Genomic DNA, 21,806 nt, shown 5'->3' on the forward strand with positions numbered 1-21,806 from the left:
GACGGTCAATCTTTAATACTGCATTAAAAAATGATAACCGTTGTTAACAAAGTGAGCTTTTTTTACGCCTGCAATTCCAGCCCGGCGAGACGTCGCCAGTAACCGTTGCAGTCGCTGTTTGCGGTCAACGGCAGCGGCGAGGCGCCGTTTTCGTTGGCGCGGAAGGCGTCCAGCATCGCGAAAACGCCGGTATCAAGCGGCGAAAGCCGCACCATATCCACCAGCCCGTGCATTGACGCCAGTTCGTTGCCGAGGTTATAGACGTAACCGCTCATGGTCTGAATGCCGTTGAGAACAAACACCTGCTGATTCTCCTGCGACAGCATGCTGCGGCCGTTCGGGTACTTAATGCAGCAGGTTTCGCACTCGTCTTTCGGACGGTCTTCCGAGCGTGCGGTAAAGCAGCGGGCAGAGTAGGCCAGCGGCAGATGGCCGTAGCTCAGAACCTCCACTTCAAACTTGTTGCGAATGCCCAGCTCTTCGCACTGTGTGAGCAGGTTGGCCAGCCAGTCGCGGGAGAGCTCTACTGGCATGCACCAGCGGGTCATCCCCTGTTTGAGCAACAGGCGCAGGGTCACCGCGTTATAGCAGTTCAGCGCATGTCCGGCGACAAACGGCAGCTTACGCTCGGCGCACAGGTTTACCACGCCCAGGTCGCTCGCCTCCAGCAGGAACTCACCGTTTTCGACGTAGCGCTTCAGTTCGCCCAGTTCAGAGGACGCCTGCACCAGCGCCAGCGTCGAGAGCACCACCTGCTTGCCGCTGCCGGCCAGGTTTTTCGCCATATCCAGCCAGTCGCCCACTTTGGTGGCGCGGCGCTTGCTGCACACCGCTTCGCCGAGGTAAATCACATCGGCGCTGCTGTTAGCCGCCTGCTGGTAAAAATCTTCCAGCGTCTCTTTTGGCCAGTAGTAAAGCACCGGCCCTAATGAATATTTCATGATTATCTCACTGCCATTTACGGTGGTACGCGCCGAGCGTAGTTTGGGTGCCTTCGGACATCGCGCCGAGCGTCTCCATCCAGGCCGCTTGTGGAGCATAGTTTTGCGGGTCCGCCATGCAGCGGTCGATGGCCTGACGCCACACCTTCGCCACCTGGCTCACGTAGGCCGGGCTGCGCTGGCGGCCTTCGATTTTCACCGAGGCAATATTGGCGGCCAGCAGTTCCGGCAGCAATTCCAGCGTGTTGAGGCTGGTGGGCTCCTCCAGCGCGTGGTAGCGCTCGCCGTCCACCAGATAGCGGCCCTTACACAGTGTCGGATAGCCCGCGTTTTCACCGTCCTGATAGCGGTCAATCAGCACGTCATTTAGGCGTGACTCTAGTCCCTGCGGCGTTTGCTGCCAGCGAACGAAGCGGGCAGGCGAGCAGGCGCCGACGGTATTTGGCGATTCCCCGGTGAGATAGGAAGAAAGATAGCAGCGGCCTTCGGCCATGATGCACAGGCTGCCGAAGGCAAAAACCTCCAGCGGCACTGGCGTGACGCGCGCCAGTTGCTTAACCTGATGAATAGAGAGCACGCGCGGCAGCACCACGCGGGCTACGTCAAAGTGTCGATGATAAAAACGCACGGCCTCTTCATTGGTGGCCGATGCCTGAACAGAGACGTGGCGCTCAATATGCGGATAACGTTCTGCCGCATACTCAAGCATGGCGAGGTCGGCCAGGATCAGCGCATCGGCGCCCAGCTGGGCCGCCATATCCACGGCGCGCTGCCAGCGGGCATAGCCATCAGGATGGGCAAAGGTATTGATGGCGATGTGCAGTTTGCGCCGGTGCTGGTGAACGAAGTTAACGGCTTCCTGAAGCTTTTTCTCCGTAAAGTTAAGACCCGCAAAATGGCGGGCGTTGGTATCATCTTTCAGCCCGATATAGACCGCATCGGCCCCATTTTCGATGGCCGCCTTAAGCGCCGGAAGGTTTCCGGCAGGGCAGAGCAGCTCCATAATTTATCCCGATGTTGTCGATCGCAGGGATCGTAAAAAATGTTAACGAGCTGGGATTTTAATTAACCCATACGCGACAATTTTTGATTTAAGGCAGCTAATGGCGTATTGATGGCACCAATAATGAGGTATACCGGACAACGGTTTGTTGATTTACGCCGCTATCTTCTTGTCGGGATATGGCAAAATAGCAGGACTATAGCTATCAGGGAGTAAAGCTCGTGCTGGATAAACTGCGTTCACGTCTCGTACAATTTGGTCCATCAATGCTGAGCGTGCCGGTAAAACTGGCGCCGTTCGCGCTTAAACGCCAGGTGCTGGAACAGGTACTGAGCTGGCAGTTCCGCCAGGCGCTACAGGACGGTGAGCTGGAGTTTCTGGAAGGCCGCTGGTTAAAGATTGAAGTGCGCGATATCGGGTTGCGCTGGTTTACTTCCGTTGAGAACGATCGGCTGATCGTCCGTGAAACCGCCGAGGCGGATGTCAGCTTTAGCGCGGATGCCAGCGATCTGCTGATGATCGCCGCGCGCAAACAGGATCCGGACACCCTCTTCTTCCAGCGTCGTCTGGTGATTGAAGGCGACACGGAGCTCGGTCTGTACGTCAAAAATTTAATGGATGCCATTGAGCTGGAGCAGATGCCGAAAGCGCTGCGTATGATGTTGATGCAAATGGCAGATTTCGTTGAGGCCGGGCTAAAAACCCCGCCGGACAGTAAACACACTTCAGTAGGTGAGCCATGCTGATTCGAGTCGAAATTGGGATTGATGCGCCGGGTATCGATGCGTTGTTACGCCGCTCTTTTGCAGGCGACGCCGAAGCCCAACTGGTTCACGATCTTCGCGAAGATGGCCTGATTACGCTGGGCCTGGTTGCCACCGACGATGAAGGGCAGGTGGTCGGCTACGTGGCCTTCAGCCCGGTGATTGTGCAGGGTGAAGAGTTACAGTGGGTCGGCATGGCGCCGCTGGCTGTGGATGAAAACTACCGTGGCCAGGGCCTGGCGCGCCAGCTGGTCTATGAAGGGCTGGATTCACTGAATGAATTTGGCTATGCCGCTGTCGTCGTTCTGGGCGATCCGGCGTTCTACGAACGTTTAGGTTTTAAGCCAGCGTCCAGATACGATCTGCGCTGCCACTGGCCGGGCACGGAAACGTCTTTCCTGGTGCATCCTCTGGCGGATGATGCGCTCGACGGCGTTACCGGTCTGGTGGAGTACCACGATCATTTCAATCGTTTTTAAGCAGGCTTTCGCGTAGCGCCTCGAAAGAGCCATCCCCGTTGACGAGACGCTCTTTCTGGCGCTTCGTCAGCTGCTTGATGCGGTATTCCAGCCTGAGCGCCAGGGATCTGTCGCCCACGGCGGCTGAAAACGCTAACTGAAGTTCACCTTTCCCCCGCAGTGCTTTCGCCCCTTTCCCCGTTTGATGTTGTAAAAAACGCCGTGCCACATCGGTAGTGATCCCGGTGTAGAGTGCGTTATCAGCGGTTCGGACAAGATAGAGAAACCAGCACACGGTAAACAGATTCAGTATGTTAAGGTGAACGCACCATAGCATGAGAGAGAGCGAAAATGGAAACACTGGCCGCCATTAACCGCTGGCTGGCAAAGCAGCATGTCGTGACCTGGTGCGTCTGTAAAGACGAGGAGATGTGGTGCGCAAATGCCTTTTATTACTACGATCCCGAGCGCGTGGCCTTTTACGTGATGAGCGAAGATAAAACGCGGCATGCGCAGATGACGGGCCAGCGGGCAAAAGTGGCGGGCACGGTAAACGGTCAGCCTAAAACCGTTGCGCTGATCCGCGGGGTCCAGTTTAAAGGCGAAATTCGTCGCCTGGAAGGTGAGGAGAGCGACGCGCAACGTAAACGCTATACGCGCCGCTTCCCGGTGGCCGCGGCGCTAAAAGCCCCGGTGTGGGAAATCCGCCTTGATGAGCTGAAATTTACCGACAACACCCTGGGCTTTGGCAAGAAGCTGCACTGGTTACGCGCCGAGCAGGCGTAGCGCTTCACGGTTAAACGCTGGCAGATCGTCCGGTGTACGGCTGGTGATCAGCTGATCGTTATCGTTCACCACTTCCTGATCGTAGAACTCGGCTCCCGCGTTTTTCAGATCGATAACGATCGGCTTCACCGCGGTGAGCTTACGCCCGCGTACCACCTCGGCGCTGATCAGCAGCTGCGGACCGTGGCAAATGGCAAATACCGGTTTACCGGTGCCGACGAAGTCACGGGTAAAGGTGACGAAACGCTCGTCTCCGCGCAGGGAATCCGGTGAATGACCGCCCGGTAACAGCAGGGCGTCGAAATCCGACGGGCTGACGTTATCAATGGATTCGTCAATGGTCACGCTGGCTTCGCCCTTATGGCCCTTCACGGTTTTACCCGCTTCTTTCTCGATGGTGACCACCTCGTGGCCCGCCTTGCGGAATGCCTCTGCTGGCGACGTAAATTCTGAATCTTCAAACTCGTCGGTAATCAAGACTGCGATTTTTTTACCCATGCTTCCTCCGTTGTTTTCGCTTCAGACTGTTTTTTTCCCGTTTGTGGTAAATACTTACCGGTAACAGACTTTTAAGTGTGGTAGAGCAGGCCCAGAACGCAAACGGACAATTCTGTAAAGGGGATAAGATGAGTCAGGTACTGATTACCGGCGCAACCGGGCTGGTGGGTGGACATCTGCTGCGGCTGCTGATCCAGGATCGGCATATCAATTATATCGCCGCCCCGACGCGTCGCCCGCTGTTGGATATCACCGGCGTCTATAACCCGCACGATCCACAGCTCACCGACGCGCTGGCGCAGGTGCAGGATCCCATTGATATCGCCTTTTGCTGCCTTGGTACCACCCGACGGGAAGCGGGCAGTAAAGAAGCTTTTGTCCATGCGGATTACACACTGGTGGTGGATACCGCCCTGACGGCGAAAAAGCTGGGCGCAAAACATTTCCTGGTGGTCAGCGCGCACGGCGCGAACGCAGGCTCGCCGTTTTTTTACAACCAGGTGAAGGGCAAAATGGAAGAGGCGTTAATCGCGCAGAAATGGGAGCGCCTGACCATCGCGCGGCCTTCCATGCTGATGGGGCACCGTGACGAACGTCGTTTTAACGAGTCTATTTTCGCTCCGCTGTTTCGTATCCTGCCGGGTAACTGGAAGTCCATCGAGGCGCGGGATGTCGCGCTGGCGATGCTAAAAGAGGCGCTGGCTCCGTCGCAGGAGGGGGTTAATATTATCCCTTCGGCAAAACTGCGTGAAATCGCGCAGGGCGAGGCGTAAACTTCCCCGGCTTATTAAATAACACCTTCCGGGGAATGGTATGACTGGTCAGTCTTCATCTCAGGCGGCAACACCTGTTCAGTGGTGGAAGCCCGCACTCTTCTTTCTCGTGGTCATCATTGGCCTCTGGTATGTGAAATGGCAGCCGTACTACGGTAAAGCCTTCACCGCCGCCGACACCCACAGCATCGGTAAATCGATTCTCGCGCAGGCCGATTCCAGCCCGCTACGCGCGGCGTGGGATTACGCCATGGTCTATTTTCTTGCCGTCTGGAAAGCGGCGGTATTGGGCGTATTGCTGGGCTCGCTGATTCAGGTACTTATCCCGCGTAACTGGCTGGTGAAAACCCTGGGACAGCCGCGCTTGCAGGGCACGCTGCTGGGGACGATTTTCTCCCTGCCGGGCATGATGTGCTCCTGCTGCGCCGCACCGGTGGCGGCGGGTATGCGCCGACAGCGCGTGTCGATGGGCGGCGCGCTTGCCTTCTGGATGGGTAACCCCCTGCTGAACCCGGCAACGCTGGTGTTTATGGGCTTCGTTCTCGGCTGGCATTTCGCGTTTATCCGTCTGGCGGCTGGCCTGCTGACGGTGGTGCTTGTCGCTACGCTGGTGCAGCACCTGGTGAAAGACAACGAGGCCGGGCCTGCCTCCGTTGAGCTGGACGTCAGCGAGCCGCAGGGCAGTTTCTTTGCTCGCTGGGGCAAAGCGCTGTGGCAGCTTTTCTGGAGCACCATTCCGGTCTATATCCTGGCCGTACTGGTGCTGGGGGCGGCGCGCGTCTGGCTGTTCCCGCATGCGGATGGCGCTATCGACAACACGCTGATGTGGGTGATTGCGATGGCGGTGGCCGGGTGCCTGTTTGTGATCCCAACCGCGGCGGAGATCCCGATTATTCAGACCATGATGATGGCTGGTATGGGGACCGCACCGGCGCTGGCGCTGCTCATCACGCTGCCGGCGGTGAGCCTGCCGTCGCTTATCATGCTGCGTAAGTCATTCCCGGCGAAAGCGCTGTGGCTGACTGCGGGGCTGGTGGCGTTGAGCGGAGTGATTGTGGGGAGTATGGCGCTTGTGTGAAAAAAAGCCCGGTGGCGCTAGCGCTTACCGGGCCTGTAGCCAGGTGGGAATTACTTAATGTAAGTAAAGGCGGTGGTGACGTGTTTCACGCCGCTCACCCGGCTGGCGATATCCGCTGCCGCTTTCCCTTCACGTTCCGTCACCAGACCCAGCAGGAACACTTCGCCGTTCTCCGTGGTCACTTTCACGTTTGAGGATTTCACCTGGTCGGTACCCAGCAGCTGGGAACGCACTTTGGTGGTGATCCAGGTATCAGATGACGCGGTGCCGAGACCAATCGGCTGGCCCTGGCGGATCTCGTTAAACACTTCCGCCGTGCCTTCCACACCCATCGCAATCTGTTTGGCACGCGAGGCGAGTTCAGGATTTGGCGCCTGGCCTGCCAGCAGCACTTTGCCCTGATAAGCCGTCACGTTGATGCGTGCTTCCTTCTTGATCTGCTCGTCTTTCGACAGCGCACTGTTTACGCGCAGCTCAAGCGTACCGTCATCCACCTGCGTCCCAACGGTGCGCGGATCGGTCGCTGCTTTGGTGCCGACCGCTGCGGTGCCGACTACAGCGGCAGCGATGCATCCCTGAAGCAGTAATGCAGACATCACGACTGCAAGGGCCGATAAAACCTTCATGAGAACTCCTTAATCATCCTGGTGAGGGAAAAGCGTGTTATCGATCAGATCGCATAAGCAGTTCACCGTGAGCATATGCATCTCCTGGATGCGGGCGCTACGGTGCGAAGGAATGCGGATCTCCACATCCTGCGGCCCCAGCAGGCCAGCCAGCTCACCGCCGTCGTAACCGGTCAGGGCGACAATCGTCATATCCCGGGTCACGGCCGCTTCAACCGCCTTAACGATATCCCGGCTGTTACCGCGCGTGGAGATCGCCAGCAGCACGTCTCCGGCATGGCCTAAGGCGCGCACCTGCTTGGCGTAGATTTCGTCATGCAGACGATCGTTGGCAATCGCAGTTAAGACCACGTTATCGGTGTTTAGTGCAATGGCAGGTAAACTCGGGCGCTCGGTTTCGAAGCGATTAATCATGCTGGCAGCAAAATGCTGTGCGTTGGCGGCGGACGTGCCATTGCCACAACAGAGGATTTTGTTGCCGTTGAGCAGCGACTGAACCAGCGTCATCGCTGCACGCGAGATCGCGTCCGGAAGGGCTTCCGCCGCGGCAATCTGCGTTTGAATGCTTTCTGTGAAGCACACTTTAATTCGTTCGAGCACGGTATCCCTTTAAAATCTTATTTATGCGTCTTCGCCAAACGCGTTTTTAAGCCAGTCGATCGCATTTCCGGTGAAGGCTACCACATCGAAACGGCAATCCACAGTATCAAAACTCCCATTATGGCGGGCAAGCCACAAGTGGGCAGTCTGTAATAATTTTTGTTGTTTGGCGAGCGTCACGCTGGCGGCAGCACCGCCAAAACGGGACGACTGTCGGTAGCGAACTTCAACAAACACGATGGTCTGACCGTCTTTCATGATCAGGTCAATCTCGCCGCCGCGCCCGCGAACGTTGGCGGCGACAAAGCGCAGTCCTTTGCCTTCAAGCCAGCGACGCGCCTTTAACTCCCACGCGTCGCCGGTCTGTTTACGGCTTAACTGGCCGGGACAATCTGCCCCTGCTGGTATTTGAGCCATGATAACTTCCTGTTAATCACACAATCCTGATCGGCGGTCAGATCGCCGGTATTCCCGTTAAGCTCGAAGCCCGGTACCTGACGCATCTGGGTGAAGTGGTTTGCCAGCGCCCAGGCATCGACGCCCATCGCGTACAGACGCGCCAGGGAATAGTCATTGCGCACCGCGCCCAGCGCCTGCTGCATCAACTGCGGGTTGCTGCCTGCCAGCATGGGGATCTCGCTGTATTGCAGTCCTTCCATTTCCAGACGGAAATCCGGGCCTGCGGTACCCTGTGCGCTGCGTGAGCTGGCGTAGAGCGTTGCGCCGCTCTGGCTGCCGTTACGCATGGCGATCATCGGTTTGATAAAGGCGATCTCTTCCGGCGTAGCGACGATGTACGCCGAATCCACTTTACCGCCGCCGCTGATTTGCGCGTCGGTAGGTGGCGCCGGGATCGTCAGACCGCCGATGGTGACGCTCTGCTGCTGCGGCAGGCTGGCGGATACCGGGCTACCGTTGAGGGCAATACCTGCCCCGCCGTTCACGCCCGCTCTCAGTTCGGAAGCTGAGCCAAATTTCTGCTGCAACACCACGCCACCGCCAAGGGTCTGCCACTCTTGCGCAAACGCGTTGGCAACGCGATCGCCCAGCGTGCTGCGTGGGATCAGCAGCAGCGGCGCCTGCTTGCCCTGCTCGTGAATATGGCGGGCCGCATCGCGGGCTTCATCCTCCGGAGAGAGGGCGAAGTAACAGATATTGGCGCGGTTCTGAACCTGCTCAGGCTGGTTAAGCGCCAGCACGTTCAGCGTGGTGTTGCTCTTCATCAGCGCTTCCACGTTGTTTTTCAACAGCGGGCCGACAACGATGCTGGCCCCGTCCTGCTGAACCTGCGCCAGCACCTGGTCAAGCGGCTGGGCGCTGGTGTCGTAGATTTTCAACTCTGCACCAGGGTTAGCGCTGGTGGTGACCACAGCCTGCGGCTGGGCTGATGGCTGCTGTTCCGGCTGCTCGGTTTGCGGCTGAGGTTGTTCTGCCGTCGCGGGTGCCGGTGTTTCAGCCGGGGCCTGTGTTGCCGCAGGCGCTGGGGTAGCAGGCTGCGTCGTTGGGGCAGTAACCGGATTCTGCATGGTGCCCTGCGCAGGGGTTTGCGCGGTGGTCAGGTCGCTGGTTTCGGCGGCGGACGGGCTGACAACGTCATTCACATTCGCCGCCTGTGCAGCCTGCGCCGGAACCGCGCTGCCGCTGACGGCGGTGGTGCCGTTTTTCGCGGCTTCAAAACCTTGCTGAATGGCGCGACCAAACACCGCTGCCTGACCGTTTAACGGCAGCAGCAGGGCGATTTTGCTGGTGGAGGCGGGCTTAAAGTTTTGCACGTTCACCAGCTGCGTTGGCAGCATTTTCGCTCCCGGGTTTTGCGGGTAACGCTTTTGCCAGTCGGTAATGCCGGCTTTCAGCATGTTCGGATCGCTGCGGTTGTTGAACCACATCTGTTGCAGATCCAGCCAGCCTTGCAGGACATTTTCATCGGCGTTGATTACCAGCGCCTTGGCCTGATCCTGGGTCATGGAGGCGAGCGCCTGCCAGGTTGCGTCAATATTTTTTTGCTTGTCCGCACCCGCGAGCAGAGGCTCCTGGGCAATCAGCGCGCGGAGTAGCGTCAGGGAAGGGCGACCCTGCTCAGCGGTGATACCGGCCTGCCAGAAACGGGCCTGCTGGTTTTTATCCAGCGTGCTGAGATCGATGGTGCCGAGGATCTTCTTCGCGCCGTCGTAATCTTTTTGCGCGACCTTCAGTTCTGCCGACAGCAGCGTCTGCTCATGGCGCTGAGTGTCGTTAAGATCCTGCGGCAGCTGGCTGAACAGCTCGGCGGCCTGCTGGGTTTTCCCTTCTTTCAGCAGTGCACGAATGGCGAGTAATTGCCAGTTGATCCTGGTATCATTTGTACTCTGCGACATTTGTTGCAGATAAAAGCCAGAATCAGCCTGAGCGGATCCCTGCATATGAGCAGTGCTCTGGTCAGGTGCCTGGGTGCCGCAGCCGGTAAAGATCAGGGCTGCCAGCAGGAGGGGCACGCTGTGCGCGGCTTTTTTTCGAAGAAACGTTAACGGTACCATACTGTATCCAGTGATTTTTTTACGCAATGCTCAATATTAAATCGGCAATACGGACGAAACAATGAAACAACACGAAACGGCAGATAATTCTCAAGGCCAGCTTTATATTGTACCTACTCCTATCGGGAATTTGTCTGATATTACCCAACGTGCGCTCACCGTATTGCAAGCTGTTGATTTAATTGCGGCTGAAGACACCCGTCATACCGGTTTACTGCTACAACACTTTGCCATCAACGCCCGTTTGTTTGCCCTGCACGATCACAATGAGCAACAAAAAGCCGAAACGCTGGTGGCGAAGCTTAAAGAAGGGCAGAACATCGCGCTGGTCTCCGATGCGGGAACGCCGCTGATCAACGATCCGGGCTACCATCTGGTACGCACCTGCCGGGAAGCAGGCATCCGCGTTGTGCCGCTGCCGGGGCCGTGCGCGGCGATTGCGGCGTTAAGCGCTGCGGGTCTGCCGTCCGATCGTTTCTGCTACGAAGGCTTCCTGCCTGCTAAATCCAAAGGCCGTCGCGATGTGTTAAAGGATCTGGAAGCTGAACCGCGTACGTTGATCTTCTACGAATCAACCCACCGTCTGCTGGAAAGCCTGGAAGATATGGTGACCGTCTGGGGCGAAGCCCGCTATGTGGTGCTGGCGCGCGAGCTGACCAAAACGTGGGAAACTATTCACGGTGCGCCGGTTGGCGAACTGCTGGCGTGGGTGAAAGAGGATGAAAACCGCCGCAAGGGCGAAATGGTGCTGATTGTTGAAGGCCACAAAGCGCAGGAAGACGCTCTGCCTGCCGATGCGCTGCGTACGCTGGTCCTGCTACAGGCTGAACTCCCCCTGAAAAAAGCGGCGGCGCTGGCGGCGGAGATCCACGGCGTGAAGAAAAATGCGCTGTATAAATATGCGCTGGAGCAGCAGGGGGAGTAAGCCCCTGCCGCCTGTTTTGCCGGGTGGCGGCTTCGCCTTACCCGGCCTACACCGTGTCAAAGCCTCACTATTTCTCCGGCATCGCCTCAAACACCAGCGTTTCCAGCGGTTGCAGCGTAATCACCACAGCGTTTTTATACTCCTCTGGTACGGTCGAATTACTGCCGTACACGGCTTTCAGGGTAAACTGCGAACGCTCTCCTGCCGGGATCTCAAAATCTTTGGTTAAATCCAGGAAGTAACGTTGCGGCTTATCCGATGGGTTGCGTAAGCCAAAAATCGCTTTGTCTTTACTCCATGAGGCCCAGCCGTAAACCTCAAGCGAAGTTGGGTCTCCGCCAATCCAGTGAGTATCCACCAGCACGCTGGCATTCTCACGCGACCATTTCGCCGCCTGCGCCAGGGTATCCCACTTCGCCTTATTCAGCATGGACGGCGTAATGTACAGCTCCTGAAGCTGAGTTCCGGTTGCAAAGTAGCTCCAGACCTGATCGGCAAAATCGCTGTCTGTTTGCACTTTCTCGAGTCCATAGTAAGCGTTCTCTGCGCTGACGATCCCGTGGTACATCAGTGAGTTCAGCGGGAACAGCGGACCTTTACGCACGATGGATCGCCAGGTTTCGGCATCGCGGTAGGTCATCCACTGCTGCACTGGCGTGCCGGGGCCGTACAGGTTGATATCATCGCCCTGACGCCAGATTGAATCAGCATAGAACAGCCAGGACGGGCTGGCGTCGGTGCCGGTGGTCAGGTTGATAAACAGGTTCGGATTTGCGCTGCGCATGTTGTGCAGCAGGGCAATGGACGCGTCAAAATCCGATGCAAATGGGCTGCCCTTGATATGCTAATTGGCGTTACCCATTCCGTCGAGCTTGAACGAGGTAATATGCTCGTTTTTGATCAGCTTGATGATCTGATCGTTAAAGTTTTTAAAATAGTTCGGCCCCGACAGCGCCAGCTTGCCGTCTACGGTTTCGAAACCATACTCTTTTGCATGCGAGACGCGAATATCGCGCGGCTTGTTGTATCCGCCCCACGGAGAAAGCCACAGCCCAACCGAGCTATGCAGGCTGTCGGCTTTTTCCCTGACTTTGCCAAAACCGTTGCTGAATGCCGGGCCAAACAGCCAGCGTCCGGTGCGATCGTCCCAGCCATCGTCCAGCAGGAACGCGTCCAGCGCCACCCCGCGTCCGGCAATAAATTCTTTATTCCATTCGTCCATCCGCCCAATGACATCCTGCTCGGAGTAAGGGGTAAAGAAGCCGATGTCCATCCAGCTGTTGTAGTGCAGGTAAGGCTTATAAGGCCGCGGACGCACAGCATCGATAAACTGGTTTACGCTGCGGCGCAGCTGATTAGTTTCCGGGAAAGTGCCGAACCAGGTGGTAAAACTAACCGGTGTCTCAGGCAGAATTGGCGTTTTCAGCTCCACGTTGAGGTTCGTGGTGGCTTCATAAGCGTAAGTATTCACAATCGGTTTGTCTGGCAGGATGAAGAACGAGTCGGCCACGATTGGCGAGCTGTTAATCGCCCCGTCAACGTAAGGTGCCTGAGACTGCTTCTTCGTCGGGAAGAAGGTAATTTTCGCTACGTCCCGCGGCTGCCCGACGGCGGCGATGGTGTAGCCAATGCTGGCGTATTTTCCCTTCACCAGGTTCAGTTTCACCGTTACGATAAAATCCGGATGCGTAAAGTCGATGACTATCGCATTGTCCTGCTTTTCGACGTGCTTGATTTTGAAATCAGCGGTGTGGATTTTTGTTTCATCCGGTAGCGTCAGAAAGAACAACTCCTGGGGCGTGAGCGGATGGTTAGCTTTGCTGTCCGTTACCACTACCGTTGCGTTTGCATCATCAAACGAAAGGGCAATATTGTCGTTACTGAGCGCGTAGTTTGCTGCCGCCGCACCATGAGAAACACAGAGAGTCAGCAGCGAGAGAGTGAGCATTTTTTTCATCGGGGTAAGATCCTTATCAGTAATGCTTCAGCATTCGGTTGATGGACTTTTCCAGCCAGTAGCGCTGGGTGCCGAAGTTAATACGCAGGTAGTTTTCGCCGTTTTGTACGTAGTGGCTGCCATCTTCAATGACCACGCCAGCCTGTTTTGCGAAATGTTGAGTTAGCGCCGTCGCACTGCGATCGTCCGCACTGACGTCTATCCAGGCGAGATACGACGACTCCGGGTTCATCATCTTCCATGCAGGGAAATGGGTCTGAATGGCATCCGCAAGGTAGCGGGCATTGCCGCGCAGATAACCATTCAGCGCGTCGAGCCATGGCAGACCTTGCTGATAAGCCAGAATAATTCCCCACACGCCGAAGATATTGGGCGAGGTAATGGAGTTCTTCTTCAGCTGCTGGCGGAAACGCTGGCGCAGCGAATCGTCTGGAATCATTGAGTAGGATGTTTTTAGCCCGCCAAGGTTGAAGGCTTTATTGGGGGAGGTCAGCACCATCAGGTTGTCCTGGGCGGCACAGCCCGAAGTCAGACAACTGACGAATGTACCGTCCAGAATGTGCTCGGCGTGAACCTCATCAACCACCAGAATCGTGCCGTAGCGCTTACAGAGATCGGACACCTGACGTATCTCATCCGCGCGCCAGATTCGGCCCGAGGGGTTATGCGGCGAGCAGAAGAACCACAGTTTTGGACGGTGAGTTTTGAGCTGAACTTCAATCAGATTAAAATCCAGCTGATAGCGGTTTTCCTTCACGCTCAGCGGATTTGCAAGCACCCGCACGCCCTGTCGCTGTGTCGCCATCGCAAACGGGTCATACACCGGGGTATTCATCATCACGCAGTCGCCGGGTTTGCAGAACGCCTGAACCGTATAGTGCAGCGTGGAAACGGTGCCGTAGGTCAGGGTGATCCATGACTTATGCACCTCAACCTGATGACGGGTGCGCTGGAAGGCGATGACCGCATCGTAGAATTCGTCGAAGCACCAGGTGTAACCGAAGGTGCCATGCTCCACGATGCGCTGGAAGCCTTCAATCACGGCGGGTGGCGAGGTGAAATCCATGTCTGCTATCCACAGCGGGATAAATCCCTCCGGGACATCACCGAAACGCGAGCACACAAACGTATGATCCCATTTACGGCATTTATCGCTTTTACGCTCAATGATTCTGTCGAAATCAAACACAACGTCCCCCTGTTAAATTAAGGCTTCAATGCCGGATTTGACGCTCTGCACCTGCGGACCGATGATCACCTGAACGCTGTGGGCATCAAGCACCACTACTGACAAGGCGCCCGCGGCCTTCAGCGCCTGCTGGTCGATAAGCCCCATATCTTTTACCACCAGACGTAAGCGGGTAATGCAGTTGTCGAGCGACTCAATATTCTCTTTACCGCCAAGCGCGCGAAGAATAAGCCCATGATCGTATTTCGATTTTCCACGTGCCCGGGTATTGGCTTCCACCGCCTGGAGCGCACCCTGCGCGTCAACCTCACGGCCCGGCGTTTTAATATCGTGCCTGAGGATGTACCAGCGGAAGACGAAGAAGTAGATAGCAAACCAGGCGATACCCACCGGGAACAGCAGATACCATTTGGTCGACATCCCCTGCATGACGCCGAAGATCAGCAGATCCAGAATGCCGCCGTCGGTGTTGCCGATGGTGACGCCGAGCAGCGCCATCACCATCAGCGCCAGGCCAGACATAACGATATGAAACGCGTAAAGCACAGGGGCAATAAACAGGAACAGGAACTCAATCGGCTCTGAAATACCCGTGACAACTGAAACCAGCACGCCTGAAAGCAGCAGCCCTTTAATCACCGGACGGTTTTCCGGGCGCGCGGTGCGGTAGATAGCGTAAGCCACGGCAGGCAGGCCGAAGATAAATGTCGGCATAAACCCTTGCGATAAAAATGCCGTAACGTGCGGGCTAAACGGCAGGCCAGCTTTCAGCTCGGCGTAGAAAATGTTCAGCGCACCGGCCACTTCCTGGCCGTTAACCATCTCAATGCCGCCCGCCGGGGTGAAGCGCACCATCGCCAGCAGGATGTGGTGCAGGCCAAAAGGTTTGAGCAGCAGTACGCCTACGCCATACAGGAATGGCCCAAAGACGCTGGTGCTCTGGATGATATGACCAATCCCGGCAATGCCCATTGCCACATATTCCCACAGCAGGGGGATAAACAAGCCGACCAGCGACAGGGTGAGGGCGGTAATGATGGGCACAAAACGAATGCCGCTAAAGAAGGCAAACGCGTCGTGCAGCACCGTGTCCTGGAAACGTTCGTGCAGGAAGTAGGTGATCACCCCTACCACAATGCCGCCGAGCACGCCCATCTCCAGCGTTTGAATGCCAAGCACAATGGATTGTCCCACCTGTCTCATGGTGGCGGCATCCGCAAGCTGGTGGGTGGCGGTCAGGTAGTAGTTGATGCTCATGTTCATCAGCATGTAGCCAACGAATCCGGCAAAAGCGCCCACCGCTTTATTACGTCTGGCAAGGCCCATCGGGATCGCCATGGCAAACATCAGCGGCAGATAGGTAAAAGCAAAGCCGCCGACCATGGCGATAAAACCAAAGGTGAGCTGCGTTAACTCGCCGCCCAGAAAGGGAAAACTTTTGATGGTGGAAGGGCTGGTGACAGAACTACCGATACCTAACAACAACCCCATAAAGGCCAACAGTGAGACCGGGAACATAAACGTCTTTCCCAGGCTCTGGAAAAACTCCCACGCTTTCGATTTAAACGACTTTTCCTGTGTCATGTAGGGACTCCTCGGTTTTTTAGGATAATGGAAGGCGCTGTCCGGCTTAAGGACGCGCCTTCATATTTGCGAGGCTTATAGTTATTTTTTTAGGTACTAACGTTATGCGCGATGGGTTCAGGCTTCAGCCGCAAGCAGCAGCCGGTTCGCCGAGCCGCAAACGGTGATTTTGCTTCTGACCACCTCTTTCATGGCATCCATGCCGACGCGCATGTAGAAGCGCGGATCGTTGCCCTGTGGGTTCTCGGCAAACCAGGCTTTGACTGCGTCAGAGAAGGCGATTTTCAGCTCTGTTGCGACGTTAACTTTGCAGACGCCCAGCTCAATGGTGCGGCGCACATCCTCATCCGGCACATCACTCGCACCGTGCAGCACCAGCGGCACTGTCACTACCTCGCGGATCTCGGCCAGCCGCTGGAAGTCGATTTTTGGGCGTTTGGTATAAAGACCGTGCGCGGTACCGATGGCAACGGCGAGGCTGTCCACGCCTGTCATTTCGACAAAGCGTTTTGCTTCCTGCGGGTCGGTCAGGAACGCGCTTTCGGCGTCGACGCTCATGTCATCTTCCACTCCGCCCAGTCGGCCCAGTTCGGCCTCGACGCTACAGTCGTTGAGGTGGCAGAAATCGACGACCGATTTCACCAGCTTGACGTTTTGTTCGAAGGGGTAATGGCTACCGTCGATCATTGCGCTACGTACGCCGGCATGGACTTTGCGGCGAATGTCGTCCAGCGATTCGTGGTGATCGAGGTGTAGCGCCAGCGGCATGTCATAAGTAAGGGAATATGCGCTGCACAAGGCGTAGATCTCTTCCAGCGCAATATGTTTAAACGTCCCCGGCGTACCCGCGAGGATCACCGGCGATCGCATTTCGCTACAGACTTCGAGGATCGCCTGGATCGTCTCGGCGTTATGGATGTTAAAGGCCGGAACGGCATAGCCCTTCGCCTGTGCGTCCTGCAAAAGATATTTGGTAGAAATAATACTCATGAGCCTGTCCTCTTAAGCCTGCCACGGATGAATAACGACGCCCTGGACCACACGGTTAACCGTACCGCTGGCGGATGGCGTATCCGGCGTATTGCCAACGTGCAGAGACTGGGTCAGTGCGAAGACCTGGGCGTACATCAGGAAGCAGAACGCCTGCTCCATATCGTTAAATGAACGGGAAGGCGGCAGCAGGATATGCGGGCCAGCTTCAATGACCGGATCCGTTTCGGCTGCAATGGCTACCACGCGCATGGCCTGACGATCGCGTCGCAGTTCGGCGAGCAGATCCCGATCGTACTGACGCGTATACGGATGGCTGGAGACAAACACGACGACCAGCGTTTCGTTGTCCACCAGCGACTTAGGCCCGTGACGGAAACCCGTTGGCGAATCGTAGAATGCCGCCAGCTTGCCGGCGGTCAGCTCCAGCACCTTCAGCGCAGACTCCCGTGCGGCGCCCTGTAATCCACCGCTGCCCAGATAAACAATGCGTTTCCACGGTTCGTTACCAAAGACGCCGGGACTGAAATCGCCAAGCGATGTGAGGATCGCCTGACAGCGATCGGACACGTCGCGGAACGTTTTGCTGTTGATCGTTTCCGGTGCGAATACCGCCAGGCAGCTCGCCATCATGGTGGTGATGCTGCTTGTCATCGCGAACCCGCGATCGTGCGTTTCGGCTGGCATGAGCAGAGCGCAGGCGTTATCGCTGTCGACAGCATTCTGGTACAGGCTGCCTGCTTCATTACAGGTGATCGACAGGTGGTAGCACTCCGGTACAAACTGATTCGCCAGCTCAACGGCGGCGACGCTCTCCGGGCTATTGCCAGAACGGGCGAAAGAGACCAGCAGCAGCGGGTGCGAAGGGCTGAAATAATCCATCGGGTTGGTGACCAGATCGGTCGTAGGTATCGCGGTGATGTTTTTCCCCGTGTGGCTGGCAAGCCATGGCGCAATGATGTCGCCGATAAAAGCAGACGTACCCGCGCCGGTCAGAACGATCCGCAGATCGGGCTTGCGCAACAGTGGCGTCAGAAAACTGTCGATCGACGCGCGCAGATTATCAATATTGTTGAGCGAGCGAAGCCAGCTGGCTGGCTGCTGGCGGATCTCTTTTTCGGTCCAGGTGCCGGTGGTGGCGATAGTGGTTTGTGGCATAACTCAGTCCTTAGTCGTGTGAATTCCACATCAGACGCTGGCAAATGTGTCGCTATCTTTCGTTTCGTTTCACTTGTTCACTTTAGCAGTTAAATAAAATTTATAGAAAAGAAATCGAAAGTTCAATGGCGAAAAAGAAATAAAACGAAAAGTGTGATCGCGAAAGGAAAGGCGAAAATCAAGGAAAGGAAAAGAAAGGCCTTACGATCGTCTTCCGTAAGGCCAACAGGGCACACTGTGAAGGGGCTACAGGGAAAGAGCCTGACCCTGGATCCAGATCTGCCGGAGGTGTAAACCCGCATCCAGCGCAAGAACATTGGCGCGTTTGCCTGGCGCTAACGTTCCCAGCAGGTGATCCATACCGAGCAGACGAGCAGGATGCAGCGAGGCCATATGGATTGCGTTTTCTGGGGCGATCCCCGTATGCTCCACCATATTTCGCACGGCGGCATCCAGCGCGAGCGTGCTGCCCGCCAGCCCGCCTGAGGCCGTGCGGACAACGCCGCCCTGCATCTCGACATTTTCACCACACAACGTATAGCGCCCATCAGGCATACCCGCCGCCTGCATGGCATCGGTAATCAGCACCGTACGATCCTTCGCGCAGCAACAACATAGCCGCATGGCTCCAGGATGAACGTGATGCCCGTCGGCAATAAGCTCCAGCCACGCGCGTGGGTCCGTAAGCCCGGCGCCAACCATGCCGGGCTCCCGGTGGTGTAACCCCGTCATGCCGTTGTAGCAGTGCACCAGCCCGGCTGCGCCTGCATCAAATGCGGCCAGGGTTTGCGCGTATGTAGCGGCGCTGTGGCCCAGCATGACGCGTATCCCTTTTTGCTTGAAGTGATGGATCGCCTTCAGGGCATCCACTTTTTCCGGAGCAAGCGCCACCACCCGCAGCGTGTTCTGCGAAACCGCAATCAGCTCATCAAGTTCCGCGAGATCCAGTTCGCGAAACAGTTCTGGCGGGTGCGCCCCTTTGTTCTGCGGTGTAAAGTACGGGCCTTCCAGATAGCTGCCCAGGATCTGCGCGCCGGGGCCACCGGCATGACAGCGCCGGGCAATGCGCCGTAACGCGCCATGGATCGCCTCCAGCGGAGCGGTGACGGTGGTAGGCAGAAACGCCCCCACGCCTTCACGCGCTTTGTGCACGGCTAACCGGTCCAGCACGTCGGGCGCATCATCCATCACATCCACACCCGCGCCGCCGTGGACGTGGATATCAATGTATGCCGGGCAAAGCAGGTCTGCCTCGCGGGTATTAACCCCTGCCGGAATCGGCTCGATGGCGGTGATGACGCCTCTATCCATACGCAGCTGATGGTCATCCAGCCAGCCCTGCCCGGTAAGCAGACGACGCGCGCGCAGCAGCTGGCTCATATCCCTTCCTCGGCGGGCGCTTCCTCGCGACAGCGTGCAAGTTCATCCACCAGGCTGGTCAGGCCGCGATGGCCGCACTCCAGCGCCTGCAAACGAAAGGCTTCACTGCTCAATCCGTCGCGCTCCAGAACCATCTCCAGCAAAAGCTGGAGATTGGTGCCAGTGATCACTTCGCTGCCGGGGCGCTGCATCGCGAGGGTAGAGGCCACACGAAACGGCGTACCGCCGAGAAGATCGGTGAGAAACACAATATCGTGCTCTGCATCCAGTTCATTCACTGCCTGCTCAAGCTGCCCGGTCAGCCGCGCAGTGGTGGAGCTTTCCGGAAAATCGATGGCGATAAACTGCGGCTGTTCGCCGAGGATTTGCTTCATCGCCTGTTCCAGCCCGCTGGCAAAACCGCCGTGACCCGTCAAAATAATGCCTAACATCGCAACCTCTTTGCTTTTTACAGGAAGTGACAGAATTTACCGACAACGCCCAGCACCACGGTGATACCAATCAGGCGCAGCGGGCTCCAGCCACGGCGTACCAGCCAGAACATGGTCAGGGTGTAGACCAGCGGCAGAAAGGCGGGCATCAGTTTGTCGATCACATCGGTTTGCAGTTTGACGACCGCATCCCCGGCTTTAATCTCGAGTGTGGTATTCAGGCGCACATAGGTTGCCACCAGCGCACCAATCACTGTCATCCCGACAATGGACGCAGCATGACCAACCTTTTTGGTGTTGGCCTTGATCAGCGGGATCGCGGCGACACCCATTCGATAGGCATAGTGCGCCAGACCAAAACGCAGGCCGAGATGCACCACGTTAAACAGCACGATAAAGACCACCGCGCCAAGAATGGATCCCTGTAGCGCCAGGCTGGCGCCAATCCCCCCGCAGATGGGCAGCAGGGTCAGCCAGAACATGGCGTCACCAATGCCACCGAGCGGTGCGCCGACGGCAATTTTAGTGCTCTGGATGCTGTTCACATCCTGCTTGGAACGCTCCATTGCCAGAATAATGCCGATGACGAAGGTCACCAGGAACGGGTGGGTGTTGAAGAAGCCCATATGGCCTTTCATGGCGCGCGCCAGGTCCCGCTTATTGGTGTGGATCTTTTTCAGCGCGGGCAGTAGCCCATACAGCCAGCCGGAGGCCTGCATACGCTCGTAGTTAAACGAGGCCTGTAGCAGCATGGAACGCCAGGCGACACGGTTAATATCCTTTTTCGTTAGCTCAGCGCCAATACTCTGGTCTTCGTAGACGTTTTCATTCACGCCGGTCAGCAGTGTCTCTTCACTTTCAGACACGCCCGGCAGGGTGGTGTGATTAGATGCCATCTTCAAATTCCTCTTTATGGGCCGCAGGCGCCGTGGGTTCAGGCGATTTGCGCAGCAGGTCGATCAGCGCCATCGCCAGCGCAGCCGCGGCAATCGCCAGCACCGGGAGTTTCAGCCAGGCCGCGGCGACAAAGCCGATAATGAAGTAAGGGATGTAAACGTTTTTCATCATGATCTTCAGCAGCACGGCGAAGCCGATCGCTGGCATGATGCCGCCCGCGACGCCGAGACCGTCGATCAGACGTTCCGGCAGCACGTCAATGGCGGTTTTCGCATGTTCAGCCCCGAAGTAGATGGGCAGAAATGCACACAGGAAGTAGAAGACGCCGAGCGCCAGCAGTGCCAGATAGTTGACCCGTTCAATACCACGGGTGTCTGCGTTAGCCGCCATGCGATCGCAACGGGACATCACGCCGGACATCACCGAGAAGAGGAAGGTGATCCCCATCTGAACCGCCACGGCAAACGGCACGGCGACCCCAACGGCGACATCCGGCTTCACGCCTGTAGTAATGGCAAATGTGGTGCCAACGATGGTGCCGATAATCACGTTTGGCGGCTGCGCGCCCGCCAGCGGCGCGAGTCCCATCCAGACCAGTTCTAACGTACCGCCGGTCAGAATTCCGGTGTGCAAATCGCCCAGAATCAGGCCAACCAGTGGCCCGAGTACCACCGGACGGTGCATGTGTGTTAAGCCGTTAAACATATCCAGGCCCGCTATAAAGGCGAGAAGCCCCAGCGCGAAAGCCTGCAACAGACTGATTTCCATTGTGAATCCCTCAGAGCAGTTTAAAGAGATCCAAAGCAGTCTCTGTTGGAACGCCCTGAACGAAGCATTCCACTCCGGCCGCCTTCAGGCCGTTAAACGCGGCGATATCGTTCGCGTCTACAGATACCGTTTTGGCAATTTGCTGTTTGCCACTGGCGTAATGCATATTTCCGACGTTAATACGGGTGATGGGCACGCCGCCCTCGACCAGCGTTAAAAAATCAGCCGGTGTTTTACAGACCAGCAGAATTTTCTGCCGGTCGGCGGCGCGATGAATGTTGTCGATCACTTTTTGCAGGGACCAGAAACGCACGGCGATGCCTTCCGCCAGCACCATCTCCATCAGGTTTTGCTGAACCGGATCGTCTGCAACCTCGTCATTTGCCACCAGCACCAGGTTCGCCCCCGCAAACCCCACCCACTGTACGCCCACCTGACCGTGGATCAGGCGTTCATCAATGCGGCATAAGACAATGTTTGGCATAGC

23 protein-coding genes and 1 pseudogene are annotated in these 21,806 nt (G+C 56.9%); 6 read left to right on the forward strand and 18 right to left on the reverse strand.

Translation table 11 applies throughout. From position 1 onward, the window contains the following. Positions 1-62: 62 nt before the first annotated feature. On the reverse strand, positions 63-941 hold the full coding sequence (locus SK54_RS04760) for a U32 family peptidase (RefSeq protein ID WP_023295495.1): 879 nt from the start codon (positions 939-941) through the stop codon (positions 63-65). Between the two features lie 7 nt (positions 942-948). Continuing rightward, positions 949-1,944 (reverse strand): ubiquinone anaerobic biosynthesis protein UbiU, encoded by a 996-nt coding sequence (locus tag SK54_RS04765; protein WP_003861773.1) that lies wholly within the window; start codon positions 1,942-1,944, stop codon positions 949-951. Between the two features lie 221 nt (positions 1,945-2,165). On the opposite strand from SK54_RS04765, the gene SK54_RS04770 reads away from it, so the two are divergent. Both SK54_RS04770 and SK54_RS04775 read left to right on the forward strand, forming a co-directional pair. Next, the gene (locus SK54_RS04770) at positions 2,166-2,690 is read left to right on the forward strand and encodes a ubiquinone anaerobic biosynthesis accessory factor UbiT (protein ID WP_003861771.1); all 525 of its coding nucleotides are present in this window, start codon (positions 2,166-2,168) and stop codon (positions 2,688-2,690) included. Further along, complete coding sequence (locus tag SK54_RS04775) at positions 2,684-3,187, forward strand: GNAT family N-acetyltransferase (protein WP_015571968.1); 504 nt, start codon at positions 2,684-2,686, stop codon at positions 3,185-3,187. Before SK54_RS04770 ends, SK54_RS04775 begins: the two co-directional genes overlap by 7 nt. On the opposite strand, the gene SK54_RS04780 is transcribed toward SK54_RS04775, so the two are convergent. Next, positions 3,174-3,503, reverse strand: coding sequence for a GIY-YIG nuclease family protein (locus tag SK54_RS04780; RefSeq protein WP_003861768.1), 330 nt, complete (start codon positions 3,501-3,503; stop codon positions 3,174-3,176). The genes SK54_RS04775 and SK54_RS04780 overlap by 14 nt on opposite strands. A 14-nt stretch (positions 3,504-3,517) precedes the next feature. Here SK54_RS04780 and SK54_RS04785 point away from each other — a divergent pair, with 14 nt between their 5' ends. Then, the gene (locus SK54_RS04785; protein WP_015571966.1) at positions 3,518-3,952 is read left to right on the forward strand and encodes a YhbP family protein; all 435 of its coding nucleotides are present in this window, start codon (positions 3,518-3,520) and stop codon (positions 3,950-3,952) included. On the opposite strand, the gene SK54_RS04790 is transcribed toward SK54_RS04785, so the two are convergent. Further along, positions 3,932-4,450 carry a type 1 glutamine amidotransferase domain-containing protein gene (locus SK54_RS04790; RefSeq protein ID WP_015571965.1) on the reverse strand — a complete coding sequence of 173 codons (519 nt, stop codon included), beginning with the start codon at positions 4,448-4,450 and terminating at the stop codon, positions 3,932-3,934. The genes SK54_RS04785 and SK54_RS04790 overlap by 21 nt on opposite strands. A 128-nt stretch (positions 4,451-4,578) precedes the next feature. Here SK54_RS04790 and SK54_RS04795 point away from each other — a divergent pair, with 128 nt between their 5' ends. Both SK54_RS04795 and SK54_RS04800 read left to right on the forward strand, forming a co-directional pair. Then, complete coding sequence (locus tag SK54_RS04795; protein ID WP_023295493.1) at positions 4,579-5,223, forward strand: NAD(P)H-binding protein; 645 nt, start codon at positions 4,579-4,581, stop codon at positions 5,221-5,223. Positions 5,224-5,263: 40 nt separating this feature from the next. Continuing rightward, entirely contained in the window at positions 5,264-6,301 is a 1,038-nt protein-coding gene (locus tag SK54_RS04800; RefSeq protein WP_023295492.1) for a permease, read from the forward strand. Between the two features lie 50 nt (positions 6,302-6,351). Here SK54_RS04800 and dolP read toward each other — a convergent pair whose 3' ends face one another. The 4 genes from dolP to SK54_RS04820 are packed head-to-tail and all read right to left on the reverse strand — an operon-like array spanning position 6,352 to position 10,040. Then, the gene (gene dolP / locus SK54_RS04805; protein ID WP_006812102.1) at positions 6,352-6,927 is read right to left on the reverse strand and encodes a division/outer membrane stress-associated lipid-binding lipoprotein; all 576 of its coding nucleotides are present in this window, start codon (positions 6,925-6,927) and stop codon (positions 6,352-6,354) included. A 9-nt stretch (positions 6,928-6,936) separates the two neighbouring features. Beyond that, positions 6,937-7,527 (reverse strand): DnaA initiator-associating protein DiaA, encoded by a 591-nt coding sequence (gene diaA / locus SK54_RS22450; RefSeq protein ID WP_003861754.1) that lies wholly within the window; start codon positions 7,525-7,527, stop codon positions 6,937-6,939. A 21-nt stretch (positions 7,528-7,548) separates the two neighbouring features. Next, positions 7,549-7,944, reverse strand: a complete 396-nt coding sequence (locus tag SK54_RS22455) for a YraN family protein (RefSeq protein ID WP_003861751.1) — start codon at positions 7,942-7,944, stop codon at positions 7,549-7,551. Continuing rightward, the gene (locus SK54_RS04820) at positions 7,902-10,040 is read right to left on the reverse strand and encodes a penicillin-binding protein activator (protein WP_048246812.1); all 2,139 of its coding nucleotides are present in this window, start codon (positions 10,038-10,040) and stop codon (positions 7,902-7,904) included. The genes SK54_RS22455 and SK54_RS04820 overlap by 43 nt, the downstream gene beginning before the upstream one ends. Before the next feature lie 61 nt (positions 10,041-10,101). Here SK54_RS04820 and rsmI point away from each other — a divergent pair, with 61 nt between their 5' ends. Beyond that, positions 10,102-10,965 carry a 16S rRNA (cytidine(1402)-2'-O)-methyltransferase gene (rsmI, locus tag SK54_RS04825; protein WP_045907594.1) on the forward strand — a complete coding sequence of 288 codons (864 nt, stop codon included), beginning with the start codon at positions 10,102-10,104 and terminating at the stop codon, positions 10,963-10,965. Positions 10,966-11,032: 67 nt separating this feature from the next. Here the strand turns inward: rsmI and SK54_RS04830 are convergent. The 10 genes and pseudogenes from SK54_RS04830 to agaV all read right to left on the reverse strand — a co-directional run bounded on the left by SK54_RS04830 (position 11,033) and on the right by agaV (position 21,803). After that, positions 11,033-12,922: pseudogene (locus tag SK54_RS04830) on the reverse strand (enterotoxin). Positions 12,923-12,938: 16 nt separating this feature from the next. After that, entirely contained in the window at positions 12,939-14,111 is a 1,173-nt protein-coding gene (locus tag SK54_RS04835; RefSeq protein ID WP_048246814.1) for a MalY/PatB family protein, read from the reverse strand. A 12-nt stretch (positions 14,112-14,123) separates the two neighbouring features. Further along, positions 14,124-15,695, reverse strand: a complete 1,572-nt coding sequence (gene malX / locus SK54_RS04840) for a maltose/glucose-specific PTS transporter subunit IIBC (RefSeq protein WP_017382443.1) — start codon at positions 15,693-15,695, stop codon at positions 14,124-14,126. A 117-nt stretch (positions 15,696-15,812) separates the two neighbouring features. Beyond that, positions 15,813-16,685 carry a tagatose-bisphosphate aldolase subunit KbaY gene (gene kbaY, locus SK54_RS04845; RefSeq protein WP_032104419.1) on the reverse strand — a complete coding sequence of 291 codons (873 nt, stop codon included), beginning with the start codon at positions 16,683-16,685 and terminating at the stop codon, positions 15,813-15,815. 12 nt (positions 16,686-16,697) lie between these two features. Beyond that, positions 16,698-17,843, reverse strand: a complete 1,146-nt coding sequence (locus SK54_RS04850) for an SIS domain-containing protein (protein WP_015571960.1) — start codon at positions 17,841-17,843, stop codon at positions 16,698-16,700. Between the two features lie 246 nt (positions 17,844-18,089). Next, on the reverse strand, positions 18,090-19,223 hold the full coding sequence (nagA, locus tag SK54_RS04855; RefSeq protein ID WP_047719119.1) for an N-acetylglucosamine-6-phosphate deacetylase: 1,134 nt from the start codon (positions 19,221-19,223) through the stop codon (positions 18,090-18,092). Beyond that, a complete protein-coding gene (gene agaF, locus SK54_RS04860) occupies positions 19,220-19,654 on the reverse strand; it encodes a PTS galactosamine/N-acetylgalactosamine transporter subunit IIA (RefSeq protein ID WP_032104425.1) in 435 nt (144 codons plus the stop codon). Before agaF ends, nagA begins: the two co-directional genes overlap by 4 nt. Before the next feature lie 17 nt (positions 19,655-19,671). Continuing rightward, entirely contained in the window at positions 19,672-20,550 is an 879-nt protein-coding gene (agaE, locus tag SK54_RS04865) for a PTS N-acetylgalactosamine transporter subunit IID (protein WP_017693933.1), read from the reverse strand. Next, positions 20,540-21,319, reverse strand: a complete 780-nt coding sequence (gene agaW, locus SK54_RS04870; RefSeq protein WP_017693934.1) for a PTS N-acetylgalactosamine transporter subunit IIC — start codon at positions 21,317-21,319, stop codon at positions 20,540-20,542. The genes agaE and agaW overlap by 11 nt, the downstream gene beginning before the upstream one ends. 10 nt (positions 21,320-21,329) lie before the next feature. Next, positions 21,330-21,803, reverse strand: a complete 474-nt coding sequence (agaV, locus tag SK54_RS04875) for a PTS N-acetylgalactosamine transporter subunit IIB (RefSeq protein ID WP_003861728.1) — start codon at positions 21,801-21,803, stop codon at positions 21,330-21,332. Positions 21,804-21,806 lie beyond the last annotated feature (3 nt).

It is taken from the genome of Enterobacter sp. MGH120 (genome assembly GCF_001037725.1).
GTDB lineage: Bacteria > Pseudomonadota > Gammaproteobacteria > Enterobacterales > Enterobacteriaceae > Enterobacter > Enterobacter hormaechei_C.